This window comes from Bacillus clarus (assembly GCF_000746925.1).
Taxonomy (GTDB): Bacteria; Bacillota; Bacilli; order Bacillales; family Bacillaceae_G; genus Bacillus_A; species Bacillus_A clarus.
Map to the genome: position 1 here is coordinate 3,272,981 of NZ_JMQC01000008.1, position 26,506 is coordinate 3,299,486.

A 26,506-nucleotide genomic window follows, 5' to 3' on the forward strand; every position below is an offset into this window, starting at 1 on the left:
AGGAGGAGAATTACTAAATGAATATGACAACTAAGAGCCCTACAAGTGGCAAAGTTGATACTTCTAACATGAAACATACCCCCATTTTAATTGCATTACTTTTAGGGGCGATGGTTGCGTTATTAAATGAAACGTTACTTGGTAATGCGTTAACGGTATTAATGAAAGAATTTGATGTAACGGCTTCAACCATTCAGTGGCTTTCTACAGCATACATGTTAGTAGTTGGGGTTTTAGTACCAATTACAGCGTTACTTCAGCAATGGCTCACAACGAGACAAATGTTCTTGATCGCTATGGTAACATTTTTAGTCGGTACATTAATTGCTGGATTCGCACCGACATTTTCTGTTTTATTAGTCGGTCGTATTGTCCAAGCAGTAGCGACGGGATTAATTTCACCGTTATTAATGAATACGATTTTAATTATTTGTCCGCCTGAAAAACGTGGTGCTACGATGGGGTTAATCGCACTCGTGATGATGTCAGCTCCAGCAATAGGTCCTACATTATCTGGAGTAATCGTTGATTCACTGAATTGGCGCTGGTTATTCTACTTTGTCGTTCCGATTGTAATTATTTCCATTGTAATTGGAATGAAGTACAGTGAACCTCTCCACCTCAATCATAGATTTTGATGGAGCATCCTTCATCATAAATACGGTTAACTCAAGCATTTTCACACCGCTGGTGCGACCGCCTGAAGAAAACTAATGAATGTAGATAAGGATTGCTGTGTTCTGGCTGAAACTTGAGGTACTTTTGCCTCGAGTTCCAACTTTTTCTTTTCAGAAAAAGCTTTAAGGTGCTCACGTAAGAAATAACGTGCGCCTATATTGTAAGCTGCATTTAAATCAGCATGATAGATTTTTCCATTTTGGAATGTTGCAAGGTTTTTTTTATGACTACGTACAACTTCACCTGAACCATCATAGGCTAGTTTGCTGGTATTTGTAGCATTTACTCGGCGAATACGAATCTCTCGGTAGTGCGCCATTTGTTGTACTTTATTTTGAATACCATTTTTGCACCAATGATGCAATTTTTGTTTGAGTCGTTTGGCTCCGTATGTGTTAGGTGGAAATTTTATTTTCCCTAAAAATTCGAATACGATCACATCCGCATGGTGCTGTTCCGCAAAGTTTACGATGCGACGAGCTGTATCTATTATGATATGTTTTTGTAGACCGTTTATCTTTCTCCAAAGGTTAGGTGCGGAAATGTACCCATATTTCTTTTGTGCGGTTTTTACGTTCTTACTCATTCGATCCATCCGGTCTTTTTCTACTGGCTGGTTAATGAATGTACGGCCAATGACAGTTCCATCCGGACGAATGGCAGAACATACCGCAGAATTTGTCATTCCAAGGTCCACAGAAATAATCGTTTGGTTTTTTATGTTTGTTTTATTTAACAGAATTTTCTTCTCATAGGAGATAGCTAGGTAGTATTTCTTACCACTTTTTATGAGCTTTGGATTACATTCTTTCCAATCTGAAACGCCCCTCTTCTCTAAATCCATTGGTTTATATGTAATATCTATCCAAACCCAATCTTTTTTTATAAATAACTTTAATTTCGCTTCATGGTTACTTCTTTTTTCAAACATGTTACCTCGGTAGAACACAGGAAATTCATTGTGTTTCAGTTGAAAAGAAGGTGGACGTTTTGAAAAACGTTTCCCCTCTTGTTTCGCTTGTTCTTTTTCTTCTACCCAGTTTTGGAATAAGGACCGATAACTTTTCACTTTTCCGAAGGCAGAAGCAATAGCCGCGCGCCTGAAATAACTAGGGAACTTGTGAAACCTTTGGTTGAACTCTGTATATTTAGGAAGTGGGTTTGTTTTCGTCGTATGCGTCAACCTTTCCACGGCCGGTACGATTCCTTTTGTGTTCCAATCGTCTAAACTTAAAAATTCTTTATCAATAACATTCATAAAGTACGAAAGAGCTTCATTAAAAATTTGAATCGTCGGTTCAAAAATGTTTGTTTGATTTGTTATTTTATGTTTTAACGTTTTAGATTTTGTCGTGGACATCCAACAAACCCTCCTTCCTTTTTGTATTTAAGTATATTAAAATCGTAACCTATATGAATTTAGGTGTAAAATAATAAGAGGTGATTTCATGCATGAATTTAACAAGAATAGACACGCCATATAAACTAACAAATCTTTTAGTTATTTTCAACATCCTTGTATCAATGAAAACATAAAAAAATAGGCTCGTGGAAATTGCCCACAACCTATTTACAAAGTGGAATTGTATCATTATTAAAATGAACGGTGAAGTGGATCGCATACATATCCTGTTTGATGCTCCGCCACAAATTCACTTAGCTAACGTTGTGAATAGTTTTAAAGCAGTTCCTTCCCACTATATACGAAAAGAATTCCCAGATGAGTTGAAACCTTTTTACTGAAAACCTTATTTTTGGAGTAGAAGTTACATGTTACTCACAATGGGAATCGCACCAATTGAAATTATAAGTGCATACATAGAGGATCAAGGGAAGTAGATTACAGAAGGCTAACCTCCACTAAACCGAAGATTTTGAAGAGGAATGCGCCTTCTTATTTTTGGTTCAAAATGTTTCAGAGTTAACAAGGCCAAAAGTAGATTATCCATCTATTCTTTTATCGACATTAGGATTCGGTGGGATTGTGTATAGCTTTAGTGCATTAGGTGATTTAGGATGGTCGGATGCGAAAGTGTATGGTGCTTTAATTGTTGGGCTTATATCACTATCCATTTTTGTCGTTCGTCAATTAAAAATCGAGAATCCAATTTTAGAGCTACGCGCATTTAAAGTTCCGATGTTTACATTATCAGTTGGATTAATTGTCATTGTTATGATGTCGTTATTCTCAACGATGACTTTATTGCCGATGTTCTTGCAAACAGTTTTACTTGTTACAGCCTTTAAATCAGGAGTAATAATGCTCCCGGGAAGTATCATTAGCGCCATAATGGGACCGATTGCAGGTAAACTATTTGATAAATTTAGTCCGAAAGTTATTATTATTCCCGGCATCGTGTTCGTAGGGATTGCAATGTTCTTATTTAAAGGCCTTACTCCTGACACATCAATGCTACAAATTATTATTATGCATAGCGTATTAATGGTTGGACTCATGTTTGTGATGACCGTACAAACATATGGTTTAAATCAATTAACACCAGAGTTATATCCACATGGTACAGCACTTTTTAATACGTTGCAGCAAGTAGCTGGCGCAGTTGGTACGGCTATATTTATTTCGAAAATGTCTTCAGGAACAAATCAGTATATGGAAAGCTCCGCAAATCCAATGGATCCAGTAGAGAAGTTAAACGGTTTAACATCAGGATTCCAAGGTGCATTTACACTTGGATTAATCTTTATCGTTGTTGCTTTTATCGTATCGTTGTTCTTAAAAGAAGAGAAAAAGGGAGTAAAAGCAACGCAGCTCTTACAGAACGAGAATTAGAGGAAGCTACATTTTATAGTAGCAGTAGGTTGATTTAAAAGAACATGAAAAAGACATCTTTACGAGTTAAAGATGTCTTTTTTATTACATTTCTTTCGTTATATCATACTGTAACAATTGTCGTTGGTCATAAAACTTCTCGAAAATGATGCCCATTACATAGAAGAATAATAGACCAAAGCAAATGTGAATGAGTGTAAATGTAGCTCCAAATGAAGAAAATTCATACACCATAACTGGTAATTTCGCAGTTGTCCAAACGCCTAAGAAAAATACAATATATCGTATACTTGCTCCCTTTTTTAATAAAAGTGCTGCAATCGGAAAAGCGACGTAGAGGGGACCAGCTGCAATTCCTCCTAATAATAGAGAGAATAAGATTCCATAGATGCCGGATTTTTCTCCCATATATTTCATTAATGTTTCTTTCTTTATCCACTGGTCAAGCAACCCTACAAATAGTAGGACAGGCGGAAGGAGAAACAGCATATCTAAAATGCTTTTCCCTGTTAGTTGTAATGCGTGCCATCCTACAGATTGATTTATAAAAGTTAAAATTATGAGCCCAAATAGTAAAATGAAAAAGAAGCGATATCGTTTTAATTCATTCATGCCATCACCACCCAAATAATATAAGAGAATAGGAGAGACATTAATAATGCAGATGCATTACGAGCATAAGCAAAATTTCGCCCAAATATTTTTTGTTCCATCGGTAAAGTTGTGATTCCTACTGACATGAGTGTAGACATTAATGCCGCAACTTGAGGGAGGCCCGCACCATGTTGGACTAATGTATTTCCAAGAGGAAACACGACAAAGCTTGGAATGAGTGCAACAGAGCCAAGTATTGCTGAATAAACGATGCCTAGGAATCCAGACTTTTCTCCAATGATGGAAGAAATGAAGGATGGCGTTAATATAGAAAGTGATAGTCCAACGAAAAGCATAATGGATAGCATGGCAGGTAGAAGATTTCGAAACATTTTCCATGACTTAAATAACGCATCTTTCGTTTTATTTCGATCCTTCATAAAAGAAATCCCCGTAAGAATAATGGCTAAGGCATAAAGGATAGCGCCATTAATCATGATTAGATTCCTTCCAATCTTTATATTTGTCTAAGAAAAATGATAAGTTTTTCATTTTTTCTTCAATATCCATTTGGAAATCGGCTAATTGTGTCTTTCCGGCTATAGTAATTTTGTACATCTTTCTTGGCTTATCTTGATCAGATGTATCTAAATAAGATTCAATAGCACCTTCTTTTTCTAACTTCTTTAGTGTGCGATATAGGATCGCACTGTCAATTGGGTTGACGGGAAGTTCTTCTTCGCATTTCTGCAGCAATTGCCCGCCATAGTTATCGCCCTCTGCTAAAAACAGCAAAAGAAATGCACCTGTATGTCTTCCTGTATGTTTCATGAATAGACCTCCTTAATGAAATATAACAATGATTTTTGAATATATACTGTCATTAACAGTATACTGTTAATGACAGTATAAGGTGAATGTAATGCCATGTCAATTTTAAAATATACAACTACAAATATTATCGAGATGAGAAAGTGCGTTACATGCAAACGGAAGGAAGAAAATGTAGACGGTTTTCTTATAGATGAGTTTCATGTTCCGTAAATCCACATTTATCAATTCTTGTTATTACTCCACACAAATGGTGACTTCTAGGTAGCGAATTCACCATTTGTGGTAGTTTATTTAATCTTTTCTTGCTAAGCTATCCAAATTTCAATTAAATTTCTTAAATAACTAGTATTAATCTCACATTTATCTTCTAAGACATCTTCCTATAATTAAGTAAAATTGTTCATTCGATGGTATTGTATGAGTAAGATTGTTTGACTTTAATAATCCAAGATTATAGTGTTTTGTAATATTGGATTATTAAAGTTATAAAGGAGGTTGTTATAATATGAAAAATATTTTAAGCGTGGAAGTCAATGGACGTCCTGCCCAGATTGAAGAATTTCAAATTCTTAGTCTGTTTAATTATGGTCACTTTACCTCTACAATTGCAATGAATGGAAAGATTAGAGGAATAGACTTTCATTTAGAAAGACTTCATAAGAGTTCTCGTTTGTTGTTTGGAAATGGTATTGATAAACAGCGCATTCGTGAATACATAAGACACGCTATGAAAAATATTAATGAACCAGTAATTGTAAGAGTTAATGTGTTTTCTCGTGAAACCGATTTAGTGAATTTAGGCAAAACCATAGAACCAGACATTTTAGTAACGATAATGAAAGCCCAAATTCCAACATTATCTTCTTTACGTTTACAAATAACTGAGTTTGAACGGGATATCCCTCAGGTGAAAAACGTAGGGTCATTTGGACAAATTTACCGTGGTCGTATAGCAAGAATGAATGGATTCGATGATGTTCTTTTTTTAGATTCATTAGGACGCATTTCGGAAGGATCAATATGGAATATTGGTTTCTTCGATGGAGATCGAATTATTTGGCCTAAGGCTGAAATTCTCCCTGGTATAGCCATGCAACTTATTCAAGCAGGTTTAGATAAAAATAACATCAAGACAGTTACATGTGAAATTTATCCTAAAGACCTACTGGATTTTAAATCAGCATTTATTACTAATTCTTCAATAGGCTCGCAAGCAGTGTCAAGTATTGATGATTACGAATTTTCAATCAATCCCAGATTAAATTCAATTCTTTCTGATGCCTATCAAATCAATCCTCTAGAGCATGTATAGTAAAATAAGGTGCAGTTTTTAAGCAGACCACCTATGTATTTCTGTTGCTTGTTACCAGATAACAGGGCACCTTACGATTGCCTGAAGCATAGGTACTTCCTACATACCTATGCTTCATTATTTTTATATTTATGGGGAGGAACTTGCTTGGGGATTGTTACACATTGAAGGACGTACGAATTCCCTGTCATGTCTGGTGGCCCTTCTTACATTATCTCTTTGAAGAGGTAACACTATACCCCAACGCACACGGGAAACCTTAAGTCTTGCAAAAAACTCGGTATTGCCCACAGTTCAACATAAAAATGCCTCGTAGATACATCCATATACCGAATACACTCCACGAGGCTTTCTGCAATCTTTTTTCTTCTTATTCAGTCTTTTTTCATTCTGCACACTTTATTTTGTTTTGACAGTGTGTTGTAGCTTTGAAAGAAAGTTTGATTAAAATTAAATACAGTTGTTGGTATAGCGGTATAATATTGATTTTGATACACGTAAAACAGTTAAACTTTATTCAAAACGGTTAATCTTTTTTATAAACGGTCAAACTTCATTTCAAATCCACATAAATACTCCCGATTTTCAAAGTAAAGATAATTGTAAAAATCCTATGCTAAGAAATTATCAGTAAAAAAAAGCCGATTTCTTCTCCACTAAATATAGAAGAAATCGGCTTTTTTTTACGATTTTTTTGCATTAGTTTGGTAGGCATGTGATGTCACCCAAATGATGTAATGATACACAAGCAATCGATAAGGGCTGATAGTAAGGATGAACAGAAAATGGTTCAACCCTTACTTTTATCATTAGCACCTTATTCAATCATTTCTAGGTTCACCTGTAAAATAGCTTTGAGCATCCCTGGAAAAAGTTCTTCTAGATCATCATAACGTAACGAGTAAAAATGTTGCGTTCCTTCAATCCTTACTTGTGCTACACCTGCCTCTCGTAGAACTTTTAGATGGTGAGTTAACGTCGATTTGGGCATCAAATCATGGTAAATTGCACAGTTCTTCTCTCCATCTTTCCCTAAACTCATGACAATCTGTAATCGCCTCGGATCACTCAGAGCATGTAAAACAGAAGGTAAGCGAATATCGTTTCTGGACGGTTGAAATGGTTTTCTCATAAGAAGAGGATAACATATCAACTAATAGAACTCAAATTACTGATGTACCAAAAAACTAGTACATTAAAATGTTGACTCTATTTCTCTCTATGTGCTATTATCCTATTGTACTAAAAAACTAGTACATTAGTTGATTGATGATAAATTTGTTTTAACTGAGAAGCTAATCATTTAGGTTTATCTCCAAACACATCCATCTACCAACTAGATCTTTATTACACTAAAGAAGAGAGGTAAATAAGAAGAAATGAGTAATCACACAAGATACCAATCATTCATCGTTTTCATTCTTGCATTTGGAGTTTTTGGCATCATTAATACAGAAATGGGGGTAATCGGGATATTACCTCAGATTGCGGAACGTTTTCACATTAGTGCATCCCAAACTGGATTACTTGTCAGTCTTTTCGCACTAACAGTTGCCATTGCAGGACCAATTATGCCCTTATTATTTTCGGGGGTAAACCGAAAAACAACCATGCTATTGGTCGTAGGTCTTTTCGTCATTACCAATGTCATTTCCGTCTATGCAACTAATTTTCCTTTGCTGTTAATTGCTAGAATCATCCCGGCATTTCTTCACCCGGTTTATTTCTCTGTTGCTTTTGTTGCGGCATCAAATACAGTAAGTGAAGATCAGGTCACCAAAGTAAATGCCAAAATTTTTATGGGTGTTACTGCCGGAATGGTGATTGGAACACCAATTGCAACCCTGATCGCGGACTCTATCTCTTTGGAGGCTTCCCTCTGGTTCTTTGCCATCGTAAATGCGATTGCATTTCTATTCCTTTTGCTCTTTGTTCCATCGATGCCAGTAAAAGAAAAACTTTCGTATGGATCACAACTAAGCATTTTAAAAAAACCATTGGTATGGTTAAGTATTTTGACCGTTATTCTTATTAACTCTGCGATGTATGCCGTTTATAGTTTCTTTGCCGAGTATATGGATCAAGTCATCCATATGTCAGGCAAACAGATCAGTCTGATGTTAGTGCTATTTGGTCTAACAGGGATCATTGGAAACATGATCGCAGGAAGAGCGCTTCATAAAAAAGCAATGCCTACAGCGCTTGTGTATCCATTTATTTTTACAGTTATTTATTTGCTCGTATATTGGTTGGCTGACTTTTCTGGTCTGGTGATGTTCCTGATTGCAATCTGGGGTGTCCTCTTTACCCTAGGGCTCAATATCTCCCAATATTGGATCACATCTGCTGCGCCAGAAGCACCTGAATTTTCAAATGGTTTGTTTGTAACGTTTGCTAACTTAGGTATTACTATCGGAACATTTTTCGGAGGATGGTTTATTTCCAGCATGGGAACCCACTCCGTTGTGTGGGCTGGCATCTTATTCCTAGCACTCAGTCTTATCACGATCGTATTACGGGCTCTGATCTACAGTCCGAAAAAAGCAATCTATCAGCCAAAACAAGTGTCCTAATTTTTTGCTTAAAAGTTTGCCAATGTTAGCTTTTCATAAGGAGAAAAGTAGAAATTTATTTCCATAAATAAGGAGGAAAACAAGATGAATTTACAACTCACTGATAAAGTAGTCGTGATCACTGGAGCAAATTCTGGCATTGGTTTGGCCACGACCCAATTATTTTTAGACCAAGGGGCGAAAGTAGTAGGAGCAAGTCGAAGTATTGATACCCTATCGCGTATACAAAACGATAAGCTCATCGCCATATCTGCTGATTTAAGTAAACAGGAAGGGGCCGACCTAATCATTCAAACCGCAATCGATACGTTTGGTAGAGTCGATATTTTGATTAACAATGTGGGAATTGCTCCTATTCGCAATGGATTACTTTCAATCAAGGACGAAGAATGGGAGAACGTTTTTAACACCAACTTTATGAGCATGGTTCGTGTCACTCGTGCTGCCCTACCTTATATGATTCAGCAACAAAAAGGATCGATCGTTAGTATTTCTTCTGAAGTAGGGCAACTACCAGATGCTATGCTCCCAGATTACAGTGTATCCAAAGCCGCAATGTTAAGTCTTTCTAAATCCGTTGCCCAAGAATTTGGCCCAAAGGGGATCCGCTCCAATATTGTATCCCCTGGCCCTACCAGAACTCCATTATGGGATCGCCCAGATGGCTTCGCGGATGGTCTTGCGACAACATTTGGATTAGAAAAAGAAGCTGCAATTGAACATTTTGCGAAAAACGTTAGAGCTTTACCGCTTGGACGGTTAGGAACTTCGGAAGAAGTAGCAGCCGTTATTGCCTTTGTCGCTTCTGATCAGGCTTCGTTTGTCACTGGATCAGAGTACATGGTTAATGGCGGTTCCTTAAAACAACTATAATCAAATAACTTTATATCGATAGAACTAGACTTTCTGTCTTTTCTATAAATCAATCTATGTAGAGGAGAAAAAGAAATGAAAAGATTTAAATCCCTTATCATTGGTAGTTTTGTTGCAGCTCTTTTGGTTTTTACCTTTGTCCAAACAACTGTTTTTGCAAATGGTAATAAAGATAGTAGTGCTCCCACGAAGGAAAAAAAGGGCTGGGTGACGACTTGGAACGCTAGTCCGGAGCCAACTTGGGGAGCTGATATTCCTCTGCCGACAAAATTACCAGCGAAAATCGAAAATCAAACGATTCGTCAAGTCGCCAAAATTAGCCTTGGCGGAAATCAAATCCGTATTTCTTTTTCCAATGAATATGGGAAAGAGCCATTAACAATCGGGGAAGCACATGTTGCACTAACGGATAATGGATCCAATATTGTGAAAAATACAGACAGAAAACTAACATTTGGTGGGAAAACATCAGTTGTCATTCCAGCAGGAGCATCTATTGTAAGTGACTCCGTTCCTTTTAAAGTTAACGCACAAACCAAAGTAAGTATCAGTTTGTATTTACCAAAAACAACGACACCAACAACCTTTCACTGGGATGCGCGTCAAACAACCTATATCGGAAAGGGAAATGTTTCCTCTGCGACAAGGATGAAAGCTGATTCCACTACCGATGCAAGCATGTATGTAACAGGGATCTCAGTTCATGCTCCTACAAACAACGGTACAGTTGTCGCAATAGGGGATTCGATCACAGATGGCGATGGTGCAACCGTTGATGCAGATACCCGTTGGACCAATTTCCTTGCTGAACGGCTCGTATCACAAAAAGTTTCGGTAATCAATGCGGGAATCTCCGGAAATCGCTTGTTAAGAGATGGTATGGGAGTTAGTGTGTTGTCTCGTTTTAACCGAGATGTACTAAGTCAGCCAAATGTAAAATCAGTGATTGTGCTTATTGGCATTAATGATATTAGTTGGCCAGGTACAGGTTTTGCTCCTACCGAAACAAGACCTAAATTTGATGAATTGGTCGCTGGCTATCGTCAGTTGATTGCCCAAGCTCATGCTCGTCATATCAAAGTGATTGGTCTAACTCTGACTCCATTTGAAGGAGCATTGTCCGGAACAAACCTAGATAATTACTATAGTAAAGACAAAGAAGAATTGCGCCAAAAAGTGAACAGTTGGATTCGCAGTGGAGAATTTGATAGTGTAGTGGATCTGGATGCTATCATGAAAGATCCTGAACATCCAACACGTTTATTAGCTAAGTATGATTCAGGTGACCACCTTCACCCTGGTGATGTAGGAAACAAAGTGATAGCAGATTCGATGGATCTGAATGCTATTATAAAGTAACTACAGGACCCAAGCCAATCAATATGAATGGATATCGACTAGATGAGGCTAATGCTAAGCATCAGCCTCATTAATCTGGCGCTTTGTTAATTAAGAAGAGTGCTTTAGTTTTGGATTCAAATCAAATACCAAATTAAATAAATTATTAGTATATTTATAGAAGTAATGATTAGACGTTATTACTAAAGACTGATAAAAGAATAATCAGTCTCCTTCTTACTTGTTAAATTCGCATTAATAACATAGAAAATATAAGGAGGGTTCCATATGGACTCACTCAACAATAATAAAGTAAGTCTTTCTAAAATTAAAAGTTCAACAGTTGCTCTGTATGCCCTCACTTTAGGTGCATTTGCCATTGGCTTAACGGAGTTTATCATTATGGGACTACTTCCAGAGGTGGCTGAAAGTATGCAAGTCTCTATTCCGATGGCTGGCTTTTTAGTTACTGGATATGCGCTAGGAGTTGCTATCGGTGCTCCGATCATTACAGTAGCAACTCATAAAATGAAACGTAAGGAACTCTTGCTATTTCTTATGATTCTGTTTATTGCAGGAAATGCATTAGCGGCTTTAGCGCCTAATTATACTATCTTAATGCTGGCACGTATTTTAGCAGCGTTAACACATGGTACTTTCTTTGGAGTTGGGTCGGTTATTGCAGCAGAATTAGTTCCAAAAGAAAAACGAGCAGGGGCTATAGCCATCATGTTTACTGGTTTAACGTTAGCCAATATTTTAGGTGTTCCCATTGGTACATTCTTAGGACAAGCATATGGTTGGAGGTCTACATTTTGGTCAATTACCATCATCGGTGTTATTGCATTGATTGGAATCGCAATTTTAGTACCAAAGGTTAAAGCAGCCCAATCAAGTTTACTTCAGGAATTGAAAGTTTTACGCCGACCTGCCGTTCATGTCGCACTATTAATGACCATATTTGGATTTGGTGGAGTATTTACTGCATTTACTTACATCACTCCAATTCTGGTAGATATCACTGGATTTTCACCTAAATCGGTATCTTATATACTAGTACTTTTCGGCATCGGTATTACAATCGGAAATATTTATGGGGGTAAATTGGCAGACAGAAAGTTATTATCTTCACTTATTGGTATTCTTTTAATGCTATCAATTGTACTTGCTCTCTTTAGCATAACAGATCAATATAAAATTCTGACGCTGTTTACGGTATTCATATTTGGAATCGCTGCATTTGGGACTGTTCCCGGATTGCAATTGCATATGTTGAATACTGCTAAAGAAGCACCAACTTTAGCATCTACCTTAAATATCGCTGCCTTCAATCTTGGTAATGCACTTGGTGCATATATTGGGGGAGTAGTAATTGATTTGAAAATAGGCGGCGGGCTTCCAGCTGTTCCGTTAGTTGCATCACTGGTAACGGTTGTTGGAATACTGTTCACGTTATGGGGTGCTCAGCAACAAAAAAGAAATAATCAGCAGGGTTTAAATAATTGAAAAAAAGAGACCATTTTAAGTAGAGGACACTGCAAACATAGATTTTATAATAGAAGAAACCCACACATTTTGAATAAAGTTTGATCAAAATGTGTGGGTTTGGTTTTTGAATTGATTTAGTTTTTAAGGAACAATTCAGATAAAATTGAAAACAATTGAACTGACTATCATTGAAAAAATGTTTAGATAAAATATTATTCAAGCATTTTTTTATATTGATACACTTTCATAAAAAATCATAACCCCTTAGTTATTAGGAAAATAGGTTTAAAATAATAAAGTAGAATAAAAAGTAAAATATTATTTATGAACTGGAATAATGAAGAGTAATTGATAAGCATAATGATATGCTTAATCCAAGGTGAAAATAAATTTCCTCAACAACTAATAGGGGAGTTCGCGGAATAAGGATCATGGAAATGATCAAATTTTATTATAAAAAGTTTATATTTAGATAAAAAGAGTAACTCCATTTTGATAAATCTTTTTTCAAAATGGAGTTTTTGTATGTCTTGTTAAATAAGTATTGAAGGGGATTTTTTAATCAATCTTTATTCAAAATCAACAGTTATACGAAAAAGATACGTCAGAGGAACGGGCTCTCTCACTTAGTACGAAATGGGGAATAGGTGAAGATGAAATGACCTGGGATATTTCAAATTATTTGGAGAGAGAAAACCCTAAGTGGGAGAGAGAAGTTTTTGCTCGGATTGGTCATGCTTCGTTTGACGAAAATATTACTATTCAATTTTTTGATTAGTTTTTGTTTTTTAACCCAAAGATACATGTACTATCAAGTAAAAAAGTGACCCTGTCAGAAACAATTGCCATCTGTGCTAAAAACGAAGCAAATAAGGAGGCTTTTTTGTCTATGTTTTATGGTACATTGGACCAAGAAGAGGGATAAATATTATTCTTGGTAGCATAAGAACCTCTTTTCTTTGCGAGAGAGGTTCTTTTCTGAAAAATAATAAAGTGATTCTATTTCACGTGCTATTAATCTAGAGTTTCTGTTTTCGGAAGCAATGCCTTGTTTTCAAACTTGTTTGACAGCACCATTAAGGTGGTGAAATTTCCATGTTTATTACAGGCATCACTAAATTCCTCTAATGTCTCCATCGATTCGGTGACCACTTTAAGTAAATAATTGAATTGACCACTTATTCGGTATAAATCGATTACCTCAGGTGATTGCTCGCAAAAGTCTATAAAGGAATGACAGTCATAGGATTGGATAAGGATAAACGCCGAGATACATTTTCCAATGCTATGCGGAGAAACAGAAGCCTGATATCCCGTAACGATTCCTTTCTCTTCTAGCTTTTTCACCCTTTCTTTTACTGCTGGTTGTGTCATGTGAACCTCTTTGCTTAATTCAACCATCGAAATTCGCCCGTTTGTTTGTAACAACTCCAAGATATCTACATCAATTTTATCCATTTTACAACCTCCTTTTATTAATAAATTAAAAACAACATTATAACTATTTAAATAAGGTTTATAAGTTGTTATACGTTATTTTATATATGTATATCGTACTTTTTATTTTATAAAATGACAATAGTCTTTATAAAGGAGCTACACAGCTCCATATAAAAGCATCTTTAATAGAGAGAGGAGGATTCTATCATATAAAAATAAAGTCATAGAGTATGTGACAAATAAATTAAATAGGCTGAATGATGCTCTTCTTACTTCATAAGCATTCAGTTTATCATAGGAGGTCTTTATAATATGAACAATGTAAAGTTAAAAGCGAAAACAATCACCGTACTTGGTACAGGAATTATCGGTGCCCCTGTTGCTGCTAATTTACAAAAAAATGCGTTTTATGTGCATGTGTGGAACCGAACGCTTTCTAAGGCAGAAAAGCTTCAATCTACTGGTATTCACGTGTTTGATACGCCACAAGAGGCGGTAAGTGGTGCTGATGTGATTATCAGTCTTCTCAAAGATGGACCTGCCGTATTAGAGGTCATGCAATCTGTAAAGCAAAGCTTGTCTAAGGGGATGATATGGATTCAAATGAGTACCGTTGGAATAACAGCGATTGATGAATTAGCTTCCTTTGCCAAACAGCATGATTTGATCTTTTACGATGCACCTGTTCAGGGGACGAAACAGCCAGCGGAACAAGGACAACTTGTTATTCTCGCCTCTGGGCCAGCGGAAGAAAAGGAACGGATTAAACCCATTTTTGATGCGATAGGAAAACGAACAGTATGGGTTTCCGATCAAGCAGGAACAAGTAGTCGTTTAAAATTGGCATTAAACAGTTGGGTTTTTGCGTTAACACATGGTGTTGCAGAGAGTCTTACAATAGCAAAGCAACTGGGCATTGATCCAACACTTGTTGTCGATGTCGTTACTGGTGGACCAATGGATAATGCTTATTTTCAACAAAAGGCGGCAGCAATGATAAAGGACGACTATACAACCAGTTTTTCCATTGCTAATGCAGTGAAAGATGCACAATTAGTTGTGGAAGCTGCAGAACAAATGGAGATACCTATAGATATTACTCGTGCCGGATTGCAACGATTCCAACGTGCGCTTGACGCGGGACATGGGGACAAAGATATGGCGGCTTCCGGGTTAGTAGGAAGAAAACAGTGAGCGGGTTTAAATCAGCTAGCCATTCAAAAACATCCCATGCAGTTCAACTTCCTATATGGAATTTAATCGCCTTATCGGTTGCTAGTTTTCTTGCCATCATGACCGAGACGATACCAGCTGGATTACTGCCACAAATCAGTAAAGGGCTCAATATTTCAGAGGCACTAGCAGGGCAATTGGTGACACTCTTTGCCATCGGTTCGGTTGTAGCGGCCATTCCCCTTGTTGCGTTAACAAGAGGATGGAGGCGAAAGAAAGTGTTGTTACTGGCACTAAGTATCCTATTTATTGCAAATATGGCAACGGCGATCTCTTCTCACTATGTCTTCATCTTAGGATTACGCTTCCTTGCAGGAATGTCCACCGGTTTGCTATGGGGACTTGTGGCCGGATATGCGCGCCGGATGGTAGCACCATCTTTACAAGGTCGTGCGTTGGCGATTGCAGGGACAGGGCAACCAATCGCTTTGTCATTAGGGCTACCCATGGGTACTTGGTTAGGAATGTTTTTGGAATGGCAATCTATTTTTATCATTATTGGTGTGCTTACACTTTTCTTGATGATATGGATATATATAAAAGTTCCAGATTTTTCTGGACAATCTGCTCAACAACGACAACCTATTTATGAGATTTTCCGATTGCCTGGCGTTCGCCCGATATTGTGTGTCGTCTTCGTTTGGATCTTGGCTCATAACATTCTCTATACCTATATCGCCCCATACATGGCGTATATTGGACTTGCTACTCACGTCGGTCTCGCTTTACTAACGTTCGGTATCTCATCGATAGTAGGGATTTGGGTGATGGGTATATTTATTGATAACTATTTACGGATGATGTCAATAATCAGCCTTGTTGGTTTCGCTGTTGCATCACTTGTGCTAGGGATTGCAAATGGTTTACCATTACTCATTTTTATTGGAATAGCCGCTTGGGGTTTGACATTTGGCGGGGCACCAATATTATTACAAACGGCCATAGCAGATGCTGCTGGGGAAGGGGCAGATGTGGCTCAATCAATTTTTGTCACCATTTTCAACCTTGCAGTAGCTGGAGGTGGATTTGTTGGCGGAATGATGCTGAATCAATTAGGTGCGGGTTCTTTCCCATGGATACTCGTATTATTAAGTCTCATCGGTTTCTTGATTGTGTATGGAGGAAAAACACATGCATTTAAGCCTAATCGAAATCAAATCGATGGTAATTAATAATCCTTTCACTTTTATTGCGATTCCTTTTATTTATGTCAAAAACAGATCCATAAGTTTATTATTTTTAATTGAAATGTCACTTGCGTCGCATAAATTCAGATCGAATATTCAGACATACACTCAATCAATTTTTTGCAAAAAGGGAAACACCTTAAGAAAGGTAGCGCTGTCCATTTGGCAGTTTTACGCTAATTTTATTCGTTAGAAAAAACAGGGATATTACCCTGTTTTTTTTCATTATTATAAATAAAATAATCAATATTTTTTATAAAAACTAAATACAGCAACAAAACGAAAGAACCCATTTTGATCAAACTTTATTCCAAAACTACATCTACAAGAGTCTGTTTTATTTGAGCCCAGCTCACAACTCCTTCATTTTTTCATTGGTGTCCATGAGAATTGAGATCATTTTTCATTTTGGGATAATTTTGAATTCTTAAGTTGGTGGATGTGGGGTGCTATCCCTTAATGTCAAAAGTTTTTTTCTTTGTTATATAAAATTTATATAACAAACGTGGCATGTAATAAAGCGGACAATTGTATCCTGTAACTCATCCTCATATCTCATACATTGATTCATTGCCACAATATTTTAACAAACGTTTGTTTAATTTCCCCACAATTGATTTCTTCATCATATAAGTAAAAAAAGATAAGAAAACTCCAGTTACATATATCCAAGAATTATATTTAGTTATAACATGAAATTTATTTTCTTATAGTTAATTTAATCTTGATTAAAAATATATGTCTTTCTGTAAGAATCGACCATTCTTCTCTGTTTACCTACACTCACATTTTTCATAATTTATTATGATACAGATATTGTTTTAAAGTGTTTTGTACAAAATAAAAAATTGGGATTTTTAGGAATTATAAGCAAGGTTTTATTTTCCCTCTCTAAATTAACGAAATTTTCAAACGTTTAAAAATCACATATTAAGATTTGGTATATAATGAAAGCAACTCGTAGTTAGAGTGTTTGCTCCGATCCAAATTATGAGATAGTTTGTTTTAACTTTTTTACATTATCAAAAAAGAACTTGTAGTGATTTCTACAAGTTCTTTTTGTTTTTGACGATAATTTCGAATGTTCATTTGGCAACAGGAGATGGAATATCATAATATTTTTGAAACAGTCTTATTAGAGCTATTGATATATAATTCTTCTTCAATAGCATTTTTGATTTTATTAAAAATTGAATTTACATCTAGAGTAGAATCGATGATTACTGGTTTTACAGATAACCTATCAAATGTTTGTTTATACTTTAATCTTTGGTCCTCCTGATATTGGAGGAATATTTCGCTAATTTTAGTCTTACCAGAATAATTCATATCTTTTCCAATAACATATGGATTTCTAATTTTGAGATCAGTTACTCTTTCTAAAGTAAGCGATGGATCTATGTCAAAGTAGAATACTAATGAAGGTTGAATTATTTCCGCATAAAGTGTATCTAAAAGATCATCACTTATACCCCTTAGGCCATCTCGGACATATGAAGTAAAAATATAACGATCGACCAAGATGATTTTGTTCTCTTTTTCAGCAGGAAGTATTTGTTGCTCGTAACGAAGTAGGAAATCTAAAGAATGAATCAATGTATGAGATAAGGGTGTAAGTGCATTTGTATATTTAAGTTCACGGCTGATTTCAAAAAGCTTAGGGTATGAATTCCAATCCGTTTTTATCATTTGTAATTTTTTTTCATTAACTAAATATTGTTCTAATAAATTTATTTGGGTACTTTTTCCACATCCGTGTATTCCTTCAAAAGCTATTATCATTTTATTCATATCCTTTCAATTAATTTCAATAAAGAGGTTATGCCAACAAAACGCGAATTTCGTATACTAAGAAATTCCTAAAAACGGTTCAGAATATTTTATATGGTAATTTGTTTTGGATTCTTATATTAAAGGTCCTTCTGTATAAGGGGTTACGGCCTTAGCATACAAAATCTGTGAAATGTTTAAGCGACTCCAAATAAGTAATCTATATATTGAAGATCAGAAATTCCCCTTTAAAATGGTTTATTACTTTTAAATTTATTTTGTAAAATAATATATGACGAGTTTGGTTTGAAATTAAAATTAATATTTGTTGGGTATTTTTCAAGGTTTATGGATTTTCCTAGAGATAATAATTCTTCGTCATCAATACCTTTTTGAAAAGTACCCTTCTTTTTATGGGACCAATATCCATCATTGATTGGTTGCCAATTTTTACGTATTGCTTCCCGATTAATTTCATTAGATGACCTGGTTACTATAATCATTTTCCCTTTTGGAGAAAGATATTTACTTGCTTCACGTAAAACTGCAATACGTTTAGAGCGACTTTCAAGTACATTTAATACATAGTTAATAACTATGAGGTCATACATTCGACTAGGAAGTTCAGACCATCCATAATTTAAATGGGGATCGTATCCATCCGCGTCTATACCAGAATTTCGATAAAAAGCTACATCTGTGCCTCTACCACATCCAAAGTCTAGAAGGTTAGAGGGGAGTAATTCTTTTTGATATTTTTCAACAATATATTTAGCTATTTTCGATGGGCCAGTACGTGACATAGCTGTTTTGTGGGAATTTACTTGTATAGAATTCAACTCTAATGGAGTATTGATTATTAGTGCAGAATGATCAGTAAATTTATTGTTAGTACGTACCGTATGATCATATTTTAAAAATGTGTTTTTAGAAATCTCTTTAGAAATCAAAGCTAAATCACATCTGAATTTTATCCATTTATCCTCTACCTTTTTTTCGTACGTAAATTCTTGTTGCTTATTTGTATTTTGTGCTTCAATTAAATTTAATTTTTCAATAATTAATTGTAAAGGCATTCTATCTATGTGTGAGTTAAATTTACTGATATTTTCTCCATATAATCCATCACATGGTCTAGGTGCAATGTTAAAGTCACCAGAGATAATAAGAGGATTATAATTAAAACCTTCCAGAAAGCTTCGTATCATTTCCAGTTGCAAGGCTCTTTCCTTTGTTTTATATGAATTTAAATATACATTTAAATAGTGTAAATTATTGATTTGAATATACTGGAAATAATCAGTGATTAACCTTTGAGTTGGTAATTCATAAATATCCTTTATATAACAACAAATATTATGGTTACCCCCGACATTATGATAACCAGCCAATTCAGGAGGGTTTTGGTCTATATGTTTATATGGTTCTTGAAATACAGCGAAATCAATATTATTTTGACAAAGCCATTCCTCTATTTTAATTCGTATATTGTTGTTTTGAAGTCTCTTATTAAGATTTATTGAGGCAATTATCATAACGGATAGCTCCTTTTTAGGATGATATAGAATAAGAAAAAATTCCAAAACATCTTTGGACGCCAAAATTATCTTGTTAACCCCCACTACAAAAGAAAAGTTAGTAATACCAAGCTCTCTTTTGTAGTGATGGATCCCGAAAAATTATAACTATAAAATATTTATTATATATTAAATAGCGCTTCTTATTTTAAATGATTATTAATAATATCAATCTAATAATTGAATTGATATCTTATCAATAGTTTCATAGCATGAGAAGTTATCAGTCTCTACTATTGAATACTTTCCGTTGGAATCGTTTAACAATTTAATGAACTGTTCTTGATGCAAATTAATATAGTCAGGATTATCGAGGTATTGCTGATGAACACTGGTTAACTTACCAATATTTTTTCTCTCAATTAGTCGATCTATTAAAGTTTTTTCTTTTACCTGACACAGTATAGTAATATCAGGTTGTAGTATTAAGCCTAAAGAATGATACAATTCAAAAATAGGTTGTATATCAACTAATTCGTCGTTAACAATTCCTGAAAAATTATTATATGAAATTATTGAGTCAGTATACCGATCTTGAATAACATAAACACCTTTATCCAATAGGGGTTTTATAGTATTAATTGAGTCTTGTAATATATCTGCAATAAAAAAAGGCGTTACTAGTGCAGATTGTTTATTATTAAAAGAGTTATTTACCATCATTTTTTTTAAGTTTTTTCCGAATTCACTATCTGTACAAGCTCCATGATGATATACAGCTTCTACTCCATTTTTTGTGAAATTATCAATTAATTTATTTGCCGTAGTAGATTTACCTGCACCTGACAAACCTTCTAGTACTATGAATTTTCCTCTCATAAAAACGCTCCTTTTTATAAAGTTATTGAATTTTAATATTATTGAAATGCGGAATAAGTGTAATCCTTGCTTTTTTCATTAGTTCATAACCAGGATGTTTTCTCCAATTTGCTAATTCTGGCTTACCAATACCATCTGCAGTCAAGAACCTCAAATATTGTCTTCTAATAGGTCTATTAATATTAAATATAAATTTTTCACTATTGCTATTTTCGAAATACAAGTAATGTCCTAACTTTTTATAATAACCTTGTAATTCTTCGTATGTCTTTAATTTGATTGGAATAAAGGATTCCTGAATTTTTGATAATAAATCTACATCAACTGGTACTGCATGGAGATGTGCATGATAACAAAGTTGTTCACCTGGTTGAACATCACATACACCAACCCTGCCATGTTCATAAAAAATGCATGATCCGTAGGTCTCAGTTAATATTTTTCTTACATGATTTTTTAAAGTTAGATATTCATTGCGTAAATTCTCGGGTAAAGATCCCATACAATGGTAGTGATCGTTAGGAATAATTAAACAATATCCTTCAACAATTTGACCTACAGAAAATCTAACTTGAAAATTAGGTGTCTTTAACAAAGTTTTATCTTCTTCTTCATCACAAAACGAACAGCGGTCTTTAAGTTCTCGAAGTAATACTTCTGTTTTATTCATGGCTAATTTGCATCTCCTTTAATATATTTTTTATCCAAATCAAAGCATCTTCTTTAACCATATCTATTTGCCTATTATTATCTAAAATTAAATCAGCAAATTTTTTTAATTCTTCTACCTGCGCTTCAACAGGATGAAAATCTAATTTTTTCTCTGTTTCTACACGTTCTTTTATACGTACTCTACGCACTTCATCTAAAGTGTCTATATAGATTAAATAAAATTTATTTGGGTGTATATCTTTCTTTAATTGCTCGTATAATTTAACATTGCGGATTCCTGCTATTAATAAATTTTTTTCATTAGACCAATTAGCGAAATTTAACAGTTCTTTAGAGAAATAATCCCATCCAATAGAAATAGTTTCATTCCCTAATTGCTGTAGAGTACTTCGATCAGTAGAGAGGTTTCTTTTTAAAGAAATCGCTCTAAAATAATCGCCCGTATTTATAGTGTTACACTTTAAATGTTTAGCAATTTCATTAGATAGAGTACTTTTACCACTACCTATTTTCCCAGCAATTCCTATGACCACATTCATAATATATCAACCCTTTTTATTGTTGTATTGGTATCTTTAAAGCTGTGACATCAGCAGTCGCATTATGTATTTCTACAATCGCTTCAATACAGCCCTTAATTTCATCGACAGTGTTAAAGTAACCAGGACTAATTCGTACCGTTCCATTTGTTCCTGATCCGATACGATTATGAATTAATGGAGCGCAATGTAATCCAGTGCGCACTTGGATATCGTAAACAGTATCTAATAAATAACCAATCCTTCCTGGTAACAAATTATTAATATTGAATGAGAATAGCCCAGTATTATGAAAGGCATTATTATATATCGTTAAATTTTCAAGCGGTGAAAGTTCTTTCATCAATAAATCGAATAATAATTTTTCATGTTTTGCTACTTTTTCTAAATTAGTTTCCATAAGGAAGTTTACTCCAGCTCCTAACCCAACAATCCCTACCGTATTAATGGTTCCGCTTTCATATTTGTTAGGCATAGCTTCTGGTTGATCTAAAATTTCCGATAGAATACCCGTTCCTCCCACTTTTAAAGGACTAACACTTAATTCTGGGGAAATATATAATGCACCCGTACCTGTTGGACCGAATAAACCTTTATGACCGGAAAATGCTACGAGATCCGCTCTAATTTTAGAAATATCGATCGGAATATGACCCGCGCTTTGTGAAATATCTAAGAGGAATGGTATGTTATTCCTCTTAGATATTTCCCCAATTTTTTCAACTGGTTGAATTGTCCCTGTTACATTAGAAACATGGTTAATCGCAATTAACTTTGTGTTTTTTTTAATACTATTTTCAATTTCTGTATGGTTAATTAATCCTGTATTATCACATTCGACAACGGTTAAATCTATAAAACCATTTTCTTTTAACTTCCATAGAGGACGAAGTACAGAATTATGCTCTATAACCGTTGTAATTACATGGTCTCCTAAGTTTAAAATACCAAAAATAGCAGTGTTTATAGCTTCTGTTGCATTTAATGTGAATATGAGTTGAGTTGGATACTTGATACAAAGTAATTTTGATAAATTATCTCTTGCTTCCAACACCAATTCTTCACTTTTTAGAGCGGCTTTATAACCTGAACGTGAAGGGCTTGCACCTATTAAATTCATATAATTATTCATTTGTTGAACTATAACTTCTGGTTTAGGCCAGGAGGTAGAGGCGTTATCTAAATACATATATCTTCATCTCCTAATAAAAGTTATTTTCAATATAGACTTATATTATAAAAAAATTCACTTAAAAGAATATTGAGAAATATAAAATTAAAGAAAAATCTCCCTGGAAATTACTAGACAGCTAATATGTTAAATTAACAACAATATAGTATAGAGGATTTCATAAAAGCTTTTAAATCAGGATATTTTCTCCGTTGGTCTGTTAATAGAAGTTACTTTGAATTTCCAATAACATAATAAACTAGTGCATATAAGGATAATTGTTAATATAAAAAAGATATATCTAATACCTATGAGATTGGTTGAAAAACTAAATAATACCGCAATTAAAGGGGAAATTGAAGATATTGACATCCAATTAAGACTTTCAACCCTCCCAATAAATTCCCCGTCCACATTTTTAACTAATAAACTTTTTCTACTTGGTAGGGTTAGCATTATTGAAGCTCCTAACATGAATAATCCAATTAAAGATATATATAAGTTATTAGCCCATACAAGAACAAGGAAGCTTATTCCGACAAGCCCAAATCCATAAGTAAGTAGTTTTTCTTCAGGTATATTTTGGGTTTTTGAAGTTAATAAAAGACCAATTATTACGGATCCTACAGCAAAACTAGCATCTAACATTCCATATTCAGTAGCGCCTAATTGAAGTGTATCCTTGGTAAAGACAGCTAATAGTGAATTGATAATATTGACAATGGAGTTTTGTACTAACCCAATAAAGAATAGAAATAATATTAGTTTACTCCCCCATATATACTTGAGTCCCGCTTTTACATCTGCCAAAAATGTAATCTTATTTGCTGAAGATTTTACTATAGGTGTATATTTCACACAATAAAGCAAGACGGCGGATATTATATATGTTAAAGCGTCGATAATAAACACAAAGTTTATAGACCATTTAGCTATTATTACTCCGGACAGGCCAGTACCAGCAATCATACCAATTTGAATTAATGTTGAATTGGCACTAAAAACTTTTATTAAAATTTCTTTTTGAAAAGATTCTTTAATAATACCTGATAGTGCAGGAAAGAAAAAATTACTGGTTGTACTTATGAGAATAGTTACAAAAAAGAGGTACCATAATATTGAGTCAAACAAATATACAACTGCAGGAATTGATAGAACTAGCCCGCCCCGAATAAAATCTGTTAAAATAACTAAAATTTTTTTATTGAATTTATCAACAATTACTCCTGCAAACGGAGAAATGATGATACCTGGTATTGTACTTGCAGCTACCAGTATGCCCACATATACTGGATTATTTGTAATTTGTAAAACCAACCAAGATATTGCAATAAAATGCATACCATTTCCTAAAAATGAAAATCCTGAAGCGATGATTATTAATAAAACCTTGTTGTTCTTTGTTACGTTCATTTGTGATATTCCCTCCCTAAAAATAGAATAATTAAATTATACATCACGTGCATATAATCGTATATATATATTGACGTAATTATAATGTTATATATATAATGTGGTCAAGGAGGGGAATGAAATGGAAGTAAACAAAATAGTAGAAACGGCTAAAAAATCTTTGAAAAATTTAGTGATAGGATCTAATGTTAAATTTATTTATGTTGCAGGATCCTTGGTAGAAGGATTTGGAAACGAAAGCTCGGATGTAGATATGTTTGTTATAACTGAAGATATCCCTAAAATTGAAACAAGTGAAGAGCGGCCAGAATTACTAGTTAATATTGGTAGTTATACAATTCATAATATTTTAGAAGGCGGTATTAGATATGATATTGAGTACCATACGATTGAGAACTTTGAAGAAATTGTAAGGAAATTAAATACAATTAAATATGATGGAGAAACACTATCAAATCGATTAACTGATCAAGAATTTGATTTTTTGCATCGCCTAAAGGATGCCTTACCAATAGAAAATGAAGAACTATTTTATTCTTATTTAAAAAATATTAACTTTAGCAATTTAAAATTATATAAGGCTATATTACATCTTGAAGAGTTTGGAGGGATTTTAGAAGACGCCAATGGAGCTTTTCAAAGTGGAGATTTTGGTTCATCTTTTATTATGCTAAATATATTACTCGATTCAGCTATTAATGGATTTATTTCTATACATGGTGAGACCAATCCTAAAAATAAGTGGCTATATCGAAAAATAAAAAGATATCAAAATTCATTCCAAGACAATGATTTTTTCGAGAAATATTGTAAATTAAAAAGTTTTAAATTCACTGAAGATTTAAAGAGAGAGCATTTTGAAAAATATGTTAAAGAGATTTTCTCATATGCTCAAGAACTAAATATAAAGACTCAGAATTACGTTAACAGTAAATTAAACGAGGAGGTAATGACTAAGTGATTAAACCTGATAAGAATCTTTTAGCGAGATACAGAATTATTAAAGGGAATCCTTATATTATTAATGGACATGATATTTTTCAGCTTGATGATGTAGGGATTTTAATATGGGAAAATATAAATGGCGAAAATGATATAGAAAAAATTATATCAATAGTAAGTAATAAGTTTAGTGTAAGTATGGAGGAAATCAAGATAGATATAACATCATTTATAGAGGAATTACATTCTAATAAACTAATTGAGTACTAGAATATAATTTTCAACTATGAAAAAGGCGCCTTTATTAGTGGGAGGTGAAATAATGTATAAGAAACCTCAATTAAAAAAAGTAACTATGCCATCTGCAGTTATTCCTACTGTGTAATAAATAAAGTACTTAATAAAAGTTAGTAGGGAGGTGAAATAATGTATAAGAAACCTCAATTAAAAAAAGTAACTATGCCATCTGCAGTTATTCCTACTGTGTGATAAATAAAGTACTTATCTAAAATGCTTTTTCAATCATAAAAATTAAAGGCGTCTTTTTCCTTATTTGAAGTAAGTTTTAGAAAGGGGACAGTGAAATAAAATATATTATTGAGGTTATTGAATATTTATATATTATCTCTGTATCACTTTTAGCTGCATCGTACATTAAAGAAAATCTTAGGGGGAGTAAAACAAAAAGGTATATAAGAATATTTGTATTCTTTTTACCTCTTTTTCTCCCTATTTGTTTATATAATATCCCAAATATTACTCAGTGGAATATTAATTTCGGATGGTATTTACTGGTCATTATAACATCCATAGTTGCCTTGGTTATACAAATAAAGGATTTCAAAGGATACCTTAATAAAGATATCTATTTCTTTTTATCTTATATGCCAACAAGTGTTTTTATTACTGCTGAGATTAGTTTATTAGGGGGAGTTTTTTTTGAAGAATTATTCTTCCGGGTATTTTTACCAGAGATAAATATTTTTCTGGACACGTTACTGTCAGGATTATTTTTTTCGTTATTTCATATGATACAAAAAAATACTAGAGAAAATCTCTCTTATAAATCATATATTATACTGTTTATAGTAGGTGGAATATGGTATTTATCTTATAGATATTCGGGTTCAATTTTACCAGCACTTATTGGACACTTTGTTTATAATTTACCGAATATGTTAATGGTATTTTATCGTTATTATGTATCAAAAAAATACAAGGATGAATTTGACCTAAATATAAATATTGATTAGGTGGTGAGG

23 protein-coding genes and 3 pseudogenes are annotated in these 26,506 nt (G+C 34.1%); 13 read left to right on the top strand and 13 right to left on the bottom strand.

Annotated elements, in window-relative coordinates; all coding sequences use genetic code 11:
• Positions 1–17 precede the first annotated feature (17 nt).
• Positions 18–605 (top strand): annotated as a pseudogene (locus tag DJ93_RS17630) (MFS transporter); the annotation flags it as partial.
• A gap of 74 nt (positions 606–679) precedes the next feature.
• On the opposite strand, the gene DJ93_RS17635 reads toward DJ93_RS17630, so the two are convergent.
• Positions 680–2,038, bottom strand: coding sequence for an RNA-guided endonuclease TnpB family protein (locus DJ93_RS17635; protein WP_042982246.1), 1,359 nt, complete (start codon positions 2,036–2,038; stop codon positions 680–682).
• A gap of 88 nt (positions 2,039–2,126) precedes the next feature.
• On the opposite strand from DJ93_RS17635, the pseudogene tnpA reads away from it, so the two are divergent.
• Positions 2,127–2,517 (top strand): annotated as a pseudogene (tnpA, locus tag DJ93_RS34835) (IS200/IS605 family transposase).
• Positions 2,518–2,581: 64 nt separating this feature from the next.
• A pseudogene (locus tag DJ93_RS17640) lies at positions 2,582–3,469 on the top strand (MFS transporter); the annotation flags it as partial.
• Positions 3,470–3,553: 84 nt separating this feature from the next.
• Here the strand turns inward: DJ93_RS17640 and DJ93_RS17645 are convergent.
• Genes DJ93_RS17645 through DJ93_RS17655 form a run of 3 tightly spaced genes read right to left on the bottom strand, consistent with a single transcriptional unit; the run spans position 3,554 to position 4,894 of the window.
• A complete protein-coding gene (locus tag DJ93_RS17645) occupies positions 3,554–4,081 on the bottom strand; it encodes a permease (RefSeq protein WP_042982248.1) in 528 nt (175 codons plus the stop codon).
• Positions 4,078–4,560: a hypothetical protein gene (locus DJ93_RS17650; protein ID WP_042982250.1), complete on the bottom strand. Its 483-nt coding sequence runs from the start codon at positions 4,558–4,560 to the stop codon at positions 4,078–4,080. The genes DJ93_RS17645 and DJ93_RS17650 overlap by 4 nt, the downstream gene beginning before the upstream one ends.
• Positions 4,553–4,894 carry a PadR family transcriptional regulator gene (locus DJ93_RS17655; RefSeq protein WP_042982251.1) on the bottom strand — a complete coding sequence of 114 codons (342 nt, stop codon included), beginning with the start codon at positions 4,892–4,894 and terminating at the stop codon, positions 4,553–4,555. The genes DJ93_RS17650 and DJ93_RS17655 overlap by 8 nt, the downstream gene beginning before the upstream one ends.
• A gap of 508 nt (positions 4,895–5,402) precedes the next feature.
• Between DJ93_RS17655 and DJ93_RS17660 the strand changes: the two genes are divergently transcribed.
• Positions 5,403–6,209 carry an aminotransferase class IV gene (locus DJ93_RS17660; RefSeq protein WP_042982252.1) on the top strand — a complete coding sequence of 269 codons (807 nt, stop codon included), beginning with the start codon at positions 5,403–5,405 and terminating at the stop codon, positions 6,207–6,209.
• 817 nt (positions 6,210–7,026) lie between these two features.
• Here DJ93_RS17660 and DJ93_RS17665 read toward each other — a convergent pair.
• On the bottom strand, positions 7,027–7,341 hold the full coding sequence (locus tag DJ93_RS17665; protein ID WP_042984237.1) for an ArsR/SmtB family transcription factor: 315 nt from the start codon (positions 7,339–7,341) through the stop codon (positions 7,027–7,029).
• A 247-nt stretch (positions 7,342–7,588) separates the two neighbouring features.
• Here DJ93_RS17665 and DJ93_RS17670 point away from each other — a divergent pair, with 247 nt between their 5' ends.
• From DJ93_RS17670 to DJ93_RS17685, 4 genes are all read left to right on the top strand, one after another.
• Positions 7,589–8,782 (top strand): MFS transporter, encoded by a 1,194-nt coding sequence (locus DJ93_RS17670; RefSeq protein WP_042982254.1) that lies wholly within the window; start codon positions 7,589–7,591, stop codon positions 8,780–8,782.
• Positions 8,783–8,866: 84 nt separating this feature from the next.
• Positions 8,867–9,655, top strand: a complete 789-nt coding sequence (locus DJ93_RS17675) for an SDR family NAD(P)-dependent oxidoreductase (RefSeq protein ID WP_042982255.1) — start codon at positions 8,867–8,869, stop codon at positions 9,653–9,655.
• 75 nt (positions 9,656–9,730) lie between these two features.
• Positions 9,731–11,014, top strand: a complete 1,284-nt coding sequence (locus DJ93_RS17680; RefSeq protein ID WP_042982256.1) for an SGNH/GDSL hydrolase family protein — start codon at positions 9,731–9,733, stop codon at positions 11,012–11,014.
• Between the two features lie 267 nt (positions 11,015–11,281).
• A complete protein-coding gene (locus tag DJ93_RS17685) occupies positions 11,282–12,499 on the top strand; it encodes an MFS transporter (RefSeq protein WP_042982257.1) in 1,218 nt (405 codons plus the stop codon).
• Between the two features lie 996 nt (positions 12,500–13,495).
• Here DJ93_RS17685 and DJ93_RS17690 read toward each other — a convergent pair.
• The gene (locus DJ93_RS17690; protein WP_042982258.1) at positions 13,496–13,939 is read right to left on the bottom strand and encodes an Lrp/AsnC family transcriptional regulator; all 444 of its coding nucleotides are present in this window, start codon (positions 13,937–13,939) and stop codon (positions 13,496–13,498) included.
• 294 nt (positions 13,940–14,233) lie between these two features.
• Here DJ93_RS17690 and DJ93_RS17695 point away from each other — a divergent pair, with 294 nt between their 5' ends.
• Entirely contained in the window at positions 14,234–15,115 is an 882-nt protein-coding gene (locus tag DJ93_RS17695) for an NAD(P)-dependent oxidoreductase (protein ID WP_042982259.1), read from the top strand.
• Complete coding sequence (locus DJ93_RS17700; RefSeq protein WP_042982260.1) at positions 15,112–16,326, top strand: MFS transporter; 1,215 nt, start codon at positions 15,112–15,114, stop codon at positions 16,324–16,326. Before DJ93_RS17695 ends, DJ93_RS17700 begins: the two co-directional genes overlap by 4 nt.
• Before the next feature lie 1,125 nt (positions 16,327–17,451).
• On the opposite strand, the gene DJ93_RS29620 is transcribed toward DJ93_RS17700, so the two are convergent.
• From DJ93_RS29620 to DJ93_RS17735, 7 genes are all read right to left on the bottom strand, one after another.
• Positions 17,452–18,123, bottom strand: a complete 672-nt coding sequence (locus DJ93_RS29620; RefSeq protein ID WP_052109569.1) for a dTMP kinase — start codon at positions 18,121–18,123, stop codon at positions 17,452–17,454.
• A 236-nt stretch (positions 18,124–18,359) separates the two neighbouring features.
• A complete protein-coding gene (locus tag DJ93_RS29625) occupies positions 18,360–19,646 on the bottom strand; it encodes a methyltransferase domain-containing protein (protein ID WP_052109571.1) in 1,287 nt (428 codons plus the stop codon).
• A gap of 210 nt (positions 19,647–19,856) precedes the next feature.
• The gene (gene tmk, locus DJ93_RS17715; RefSeq protein WP_042982261.1) at positions 19,857–20,507 is read right to left on the bottom strand and encodes a dTMP kinase; all 651 of its coding nucleotides are present in this window, start codon (positions 20,505–20,507) and stop codon (positions 19,857–19,859) included.
• Positions 20,508–20,529: 22 nt separating this feature from the next.
• Positions 20,530–21,177 (bottom strand): HIT family protein, encoded by a 648-nt coding sequence (locus DJ93_RS17720; RefSeq protein WP_042982263.1) that lies wholly within the window; start codon positions 21,175–21,177, stop codon positions 20,530–20,532.
• Positions 21,170–21,718, bottom strand: a complete 549-nt coding sequence (locus tag DJ93_RS17725) for an AAA family ATPase (protein WP_042982265.1) — start codon at positions 21,716–21,718, stop codon at positions 21,170–21,172. Before DJ93_RS17725 ends, DJ93_RS17720 begins: the two co-directional genes overlap by 8 nt.
• Before the next feature lie 16 nt (positions 21,719–21,734).
• Entirely contained in the window at positions 21,735–22,907 is a 1,173-nt protein-coding gene (locus DJ93_RS17730) for an aminotransferase class V-fold PLP-dependent enzyme (RefSeq protein WP_052109573.1), read from the bottom strand.
• Positions 22,908–23,084: 177 nt separating this feature from the next.
• On the bottom strand, positions 23,085–24,302 hold the full coding sequence (locus tag DJ93_RS17735; protein WP_042982266.1) for an MFS transporter: 1,218 nt from the start codon (positions 24,300–24,302) through the stop codon (positions 23,085–23,087).
• A gap of 121 nt (positions 24,303–24,423) precedes the next feature.
• Between DJ93_RS17735 and DJ93_RS17740 the strand changes: the two genes are divergently transcribed.
• From DJ93_RS17740 to DJ93_RS34840, 3 genes are all read left to right on the top strand, one after another.
• Entirely contained in the window at positions 24,424–25,263 is an 840-nt protein-coding gene (locus DJ93_RS17740) for a nucleotidyltransferase domain-containing protein (RefSeq protein ID WP_042982267.1), read from the top strand.
• Positions 25,260–25,514: a PqqD family protein gene (locus tag DJ93_RS17745; RefSeq protein ID WP_042982269.1), complete on the top strand. Its 255-nt coding sequence runs from the start codon at positions 25,260–25,262 to the stop codon at positions 25,512–25,514. Before DJ93_RS17740 ends, DJ93_RS17745 begins: the two co-directional genes overlap by 4 nt.
• A 614-nt stretch (positions 25,515–26,128) precedes the next feature.
• A complete protein-coding gene (locus tag DJ93_RS34840) occupies positions 26,129–26,497 on the top strand; it encodes a CPBP family intramembrane glutamic endopeptidase (protein WP_042982270.1) in 369 nt (122 codons plus the stop codon).
• The last annotated feature ends 9 nt before the right edge of the window (positions 26,498–26,506 follow it).

What these genes read in the sequence shown, in the direction of transcription:
- DJ93_RS17635 (WP_042982246.1), bottom strand. Translation starts at nt 2,038, where the DNA reads ATGTCCACGACAAAATCTAAAACGTTAAAACATAAAATAACAAATCAA.
- DJ93_RS17645 (WP_042982248.1), bottom strand. Translation starts at nt 4,081, where the DNA reads ATGAATGAATTAAAACGATATCGCTTCTTTTTCATTTTACTATTTGGG.
- DJ93_RS17650 (WP_042982250.1), bottom strand. Translation starts at nt 4,560, where the DNA reads ATGATTAATGGCGCTATCCTTTATGCCTTAGCCATTATTCTTACGGGG.
- DJ93_RS17655 (WP_042982251.1), bottom strand. Translation starts at nt 4,894, where the DNA reads ATGAAACATACAGGAAGACATACAGGTGCATTTCTTTTGCTGTTTTTA.
- DJ93_RS17660 (WP_042982252.1), top strand. Translation starts at nt 5,403, where the DNA reads ATGAAAAATATTTTAAGCGTGGAAGTCAATGGACGTCCTGCCCAGATT.
- DJ93_RS17665 (WP_042984237.1), bottom strand. Translation starts at nt 7,341, where the DNA reads ATGAGAAAACCATTTCAACCGTCCAGAAACGATATTCGCTTACCTTCT.
- DJ93_RS17670 (WP_042982254.1), top strand. Translation starts at nt 7,589, where the DNA reads ATGAGTAATCACACAAGATACCAATCATTCATCGTTTTCATTCTTGCA.
- DJ93_RS17675 (WP_042982255.1), top strand. Translation starts at nt 8,867, where the DNA reads ATGAATTTACAACTCACTGATAAAGTAGTCGTGATCACTGGAGCAAAT.
- DJ93_RS17680 (WP_042982256.1), top strand. Translation starts at nt 9,731, where the DNA reads ATGAAAAGATTTAAATCCCTTATCATTGGTAGTTTTGTTGCAGCTCTT.
- DJ93_RS17685 (WP_042982257.1), top strand. Translation starts at nt 11,282, where the DNA reads ATGGACTCACTCAACAATAATAAAGTAAGTCTTTCTAAAATTAAAAGT.
- DJ93_RS17690 (WP_042982258.1), bottom strand. Translation starts at nt 13,939, where the DNA reads ATGGATAAAATTGATGTAGATATCTTGGAGTTGTTACAAACAAACGGG.
- DJ93_RS17695 (WP_042982259.1), top strand. Translation starts at nt 14,234, where the DNA reads ATGAACAATGTAAAGTTAAAAGCGAAAACAATCACCGTACTTGGTACA.
- DJ93_RS29620 (WP_052109569.1), bottom strand. Translation starts at nt 18,123, where the DNA reads ATGATAATAGCTTTTGAAGGAATACACGGATGTGGAAAAAGTACCCAA.
- DJ93_RS29625 (WP_052109571.1), bottom strand. Translation starts at nt 19,646, where the DNA reads ATGATAATTGCCTCAATAAATCTTAATAAGAGACTTCAAAACAACAAT.
- tmk (WP_042982261.1), bottom strand. Translation starts at nt 20,507, where the DNA reads ATGAGAGGAAAATTCATAGTACTAGAAGGTTTGTCAGGTGCAGGTAAA.
- DJ93_RS17720 (WP_042982263.1), bottom strand. Translation starts at nt 21,177, where the DNA reads ATGAATAAAACAGAAGTATTACTTCGAGAACTTAAAGACCGCTGTTCG.
- DJ93_RS17725 (WP_042982265.1), bottom strand. Translation starts at nt 21,718, where the DNA reads ATGAATGTGGTCATAGGAATTGCTGGGAAAATAGGTAGTGGTAAAAGT.
- DJ93_RS17730 (WP_052109573.1), bottom strand. Translation starts at nt 22,907, where the DNA reads ATGTATTTAGATAACGCCTCTACCTCCTGGCCTAAACCAGAAGTTATA.
- DJ93_RS17735 (WP_042982266.1), bottom strand. Translation starts at nt 24,302, where the DNA reads ATGAACGTAACAAAGAACAACAAGGTTTTATTAATAATCATCGCTTCA.
- DJ93_RS17740 (WP_042982267.1), top strand. Translation starts at nt 24,424, where the DNA reads ATGGAAGTAAACAAAATAGTAGAAACGGCTAAAAAATCTTTGAAAAAT.
- DJ93_RS34840 (WP_042982270.1), top strand. Translation starts at nt 26,129, where the DNA reads ATGCCAACAAGTGTTTTTATTACTGCTGAGATTAGTTTATTAGGGGGA.